3 protein-coding genes are annotated in these 3984 nt (G+C 57.6%); all 3 read right to left on the reverse strand.

Going from position 1 to position 3984, the window contains the following annotated elements; genetic code table 11:
• Positions 1-246 (reverse strand): UPF0175 family protein (locus tag ACXWUF_RS19960; RefSeq protein WP_458496328.1); only part of this gene is annotated, 246 nt, incomplete at its 3' end.
• Between the two features lie 40 nt (positions 247-286).
• Entirely contained in the window at positions 287-2779 is a 2493-nt protein-coding gene (locus tag ACXWUF_RS19965) for a DEAD/DEAH box helicase (protein ID WP_458496329.1), read from the reverse strand.
• Complete coding sequence (locus tag ACXWUF_RS19970; protein WP_458496330.1) at positions 2776-3747, reverse strand: DNA methyltransferase; 972 nt, start codon at positions 3745-3747, stop codon at positions 2776-2778. Before ACXWUF_RS19970 ends, ACXWUF_RS19965 begins: the two co-directional genes overlap by 4 nt.
• Between the last annotated feature and the right edge of the window lie 237 nt (positions 3748-3984).

Genomic DNA, 3984 nt, shown 5'->3' on the forward strand with positions numbered 1-3984 from the left:
TTCGGCAAACTCCGCGCTCAATTCGTCTTCGTCCAGGGCCACGACTGGCACCCCGGCCCGTCCGGCGGCAAGGAGGAATTCCACCCGGCCCATACCGCACAGCGCCCCGGCCTTGCCGGAACTCAAGCGCCCGACTTCAAACAGTTTCAGCGCCAACATGAATTTGGCTTCCCGCGCTAGCTCTTCGGGCGAGGCGGCGGGCAGGGCCAGGGCGTCTATGGGAAATTCGAGCAAAACGGTGTTCATGGCTTAATCCTCAGTTGTGGCGTGCTTTCTGGGTTCCCCCTCAATACTGCCCCATGTGTTCCACCCGGAATACTTGATCCGGCTCCACCCGGTTTTCCTTGGGGATATACCGGGCAATCCAGAACTTCCCATCATCCCGGCGGGTGAGCAATACCGGCGGGCCATAGGTTTTATGTTCCGCCCGCGCCTTCTCCCGTGTTTCTTCGCTGTCGAGGATATGACCGCCCTTAATTTCCGCCAGCAGAATCCCGCCGCCCCGTGTCCGGTTTTTCACGCCGATGACGAAATCCGGGTAATACCCGTCGCCTTCGGGAATGATGAGGCGGATAGACCAGGGTTTGCGTGACGGGTTGCGGTGCCACCATAGAACGGTGCCCGACGTGTCGGCGTCGAGGAATTCGGCGAATTTCCGTTCGTGTTCGTTCAGGTCCGGCGGCATGACGCCATAGACATTGAGGCGGGAACGAACCGCGCCCGGCAAGGCTTCAACGTGAGCGGGCAAGGGCGCGGCGTCCAAGATTTCCTTATCACGGGCCATACACACTCGTACCGAATCGCGCACCAAATTTGGATAAGTCGCCAAAATCAGGTTCAAGGCACGCCGTAACTCGCCGTCGTCCAGTCCGATACCTTGTTCATCGTTGTATTCCAGTCGTAACGCGGCCAGCAAGGCGTCTTCCAGGTCGCGGGGATTGTAGTATTCGGCCTGGAACAAGACTCGTTGCGCCCGGCGGGCTAATTCAGCATGGGAAAGCTTAGCCTGTACGGTGTCCACTGCTGGCGTATGACTGTCGAAAATATCCGCCACGGTCTTGCGGGTGATTCTGACCGTTTTTCGTAAACCCGCCTGTAACACTTCCCCGCTCAGTTTGAGATATACCCCAGCACATTTCACCACGTCAGTTTCCAGCGGTAGCTGCTCTTTTTGGAAGTATGTCGGGATACCCTCCCGCAACGGAAGCACCGAAGCGCCGGGCAACGGTGCGGTAATCGTGGCGCTATGGCTTTGATAGGGCGCGGCGGTTTCGGCCTGTGGAATCAGGGAGAAACCGGGCAAGATTCCCGGCCCGCTATAAGCCACCGTCGCAGGATTAGGCGCGGTCTCGGCGGGTTCGCTGCCCGCTGGTTTCCAGGCTGGGGGCACGTAGGGTTGCGGCAACAAAGCCATTTGCCCGTTCTGGGAATACTGCACTTGGGTTTCCCCGCCGACCCGCACGGTGAGCGCATAGGGGCTAATCCCGGACAGTTCGGTTTGTAGGGCGTTGATCCTCTCGCCCGCGCCAATCAGCCCGCTTTGACTCTCCGGCTCGGCCAGGAACACATACCCGAACCGCAGCAGTTCAGGAAGGGTTTTGTCCGCCGCCTTGGCTTGCAATTGCCGATGCACCCGCAAAATGCGTCCGACCACTTGCACGCCGAAATCGGTATCTTTGGCCCCGCGCATCGATACCACCGTAAATGCCCGTGGTGCGTCGAAGCCCAAGGCCACGGCCATTTTGAACAGCAGGACTTCCTTGCTGTCATCGAAAGCCACGGTCGCTAAGTCATCGTGGGGTTCGTCGGCGGTGTAGGACGCGATGGCGGATTCCGGCACGCCCAGATTCAACAGCTTGGCTTTCGCATCTTCGATCACGGAAACGCCCGCCGGGCCTTTGTTGCCCACCTGTACCAGCATCAACGGCGTGAAAGTCGCGCCGATTTCGGCCAATTGGGCTTTGATGGCGCTATGGGCTTGCCATGCTTCCGCCAAGGCGGTGGCCGGGATGTCGGTGAAGGGTTTCTGGTCGTCCGTTGCCAAGTAGGCAATCGCTTTGACGCTGCCCTTGATAAGCCCCGCGTCCACGGCGTGCTGACGGGATACGGTGATGCGATGCAATTCCCCGATACCCGCCGCTTTCTTGAATTTCACCACGTCGGCGTCGTCGGGCGTGGCGGTAATCAGCAAGGTGAATTCGGGGGCTAGGACTTCCCGGTAGAAGCGCACGGCTTCGGTCGCGCCGGTAAAGCCGTGATGGGCCTCGTCCACCACCACGCCGATACGGAAACCCGCTTCCCGCAAGGCTGGGATGAAGTCATCCAGCGCCAGGGAGGTGTCGCCGTTCTTGCGGAGCTTGCGGGTATCGGCCCGTTTCGCGGCCACGGATTGCCACGTCGTCAGGAACACATCGCCGCTGCGGCTGGAATAGGCCACGCGCTCATTGGCGAGGTCTCGCACCCGTAGCCCGGTGAAATGCTCTTTCATCGCGGATTTGGATTGCTCCACCAGAGTGGCGAACGGGGTGAACCAGAACCAGACGATTTTGGCGTTGTGATGATGATCCGGGGCGGCGAAAGCTTCGGCAATCATGCCGGCCATCATGGTTTTACCGGCCCCGGTGGGCGCTTCCAGCAGCACGCAGCCGTTGAAGGCGCTGGCGGTGCGGCGGCTGGCGGCGTCGGTGGCTTGCTGAATTTGGTTTTCGGCGTAGCGGAAGATTTCCAGGGCGTTGTTTACGGCGTCTTGTTGGTAGTGCTTCGGTGTCGGCACGCTCATGATTTGGCCCCCAAGCCAAAGCGGTTGACCAGGAATTGCGGTATCGGCTGGAGGCTGGCCCGTTCGTCTTCAAGGTATTGGGTCAGCAAGCCGGGTTGCCAGGAATACACCACGGCGGTTCCGTGGGCTTGAATGGCTAGCTTGATGAGTTCGACCGCTGCCGCCGATAGCTTGGGGACGTAGAGCATGGCCCCTGGGTCGAGGTCCGCCTGTTGGATGAGTTGGGCGGATTGGTAGGGGGTGAGTGTCCCGGCGTGGATCAATTGCAGGGCCGTCCAAACCTGTTCGTGTTCGATGGCGCTCAGTATGGCTTCGCCGGGTATGCGGCGGGTGCGGAGATAGGCAAACCCGGATTGATGCGAACTCAACAGGTCGTTGCCCAAGCCCGCCACCCTTTCGCCTTTCTTGTTGCGGTAGCCGTTCATCACCCGCCGCACGCGCTCGGCGCACACATCGCGGCAGAGGTTTTTATCCGGGGCGTCGGTGGTGGCTTCGGTGCTGGATACCAGAATGAAACGCCGGTTGCCGCCGTCTTCTTGGTTCAGTTTCATCACGGCATGGGCGGTGGTGCCGGAACCGGCGAAGAAATCCAAAATAATATCGTCTTCGTTTGGTGCGCCTTGTCGAATCAGTTCTAAGATCAAATCGGACGGCTTGGGAAAATCAAAAGGTCGATTTTCAAAAATCTCGTCAAGCTCCCTCGTGCCGTGATAAGTAAATAATTGGTCACCTATGATTGAAGAAAACCCGGTATATTCGGAACTCATTTCGTTCAGAAAAACCTTTAATCTTGGGCGGCCAGTTGGTTTTTCAGGCCATAAAATCCGGTTTTCTGAAATTAGCGTTGCCATTCTGGCACGGTCAAATCGCCATCCCTGCTTTGGCTTCCCATAATTAATTCCCGTTGTTTGATTAATAAGGTCATAATGCAGATTAGGCCGCGCTTTTTCGTCAGCTAACCCTACCATATTTCCACTTGTCCACGCCCCCCGTGGATCATTATCTGGATTTTTAAACTGTTCTTGGTTGCGAGAGACGCCCCGCAACTTTTGGCCGTATACGAATAGAGATGTTCCCAAATTATCATAAGTATATTGTTCACAATTGTTACTTTAAGGCTGTCAGGGTAAAATCAAGCAATATTTCCCTCAATCTTTCCTTAATGGCACTCCTACGATGATCTTTACCAGCCTCGACGACATCCG

The sequence above is a fragment of the Methylomagnum sp. genome, assembly GCF_054333355.1.

Excerpts from the sequence above, each read along its gene's own strand:
- ACXWUF_RS19965 (WP_458496329.1), bottom strand. The coding sequence starts at position 2,779 with ATGAGCGTGCCGACACCGAAGCACTACCAACAAGACGCCGTAAACAAC.
- ACXWUF_RS19970 (WP_458496330.1), bottom strand. The coding sequence starts at position 3,747 with ATGGTAGGGTTAGCTGACGAAAAAGCGCGGCCTAATCTGCATTATGAC.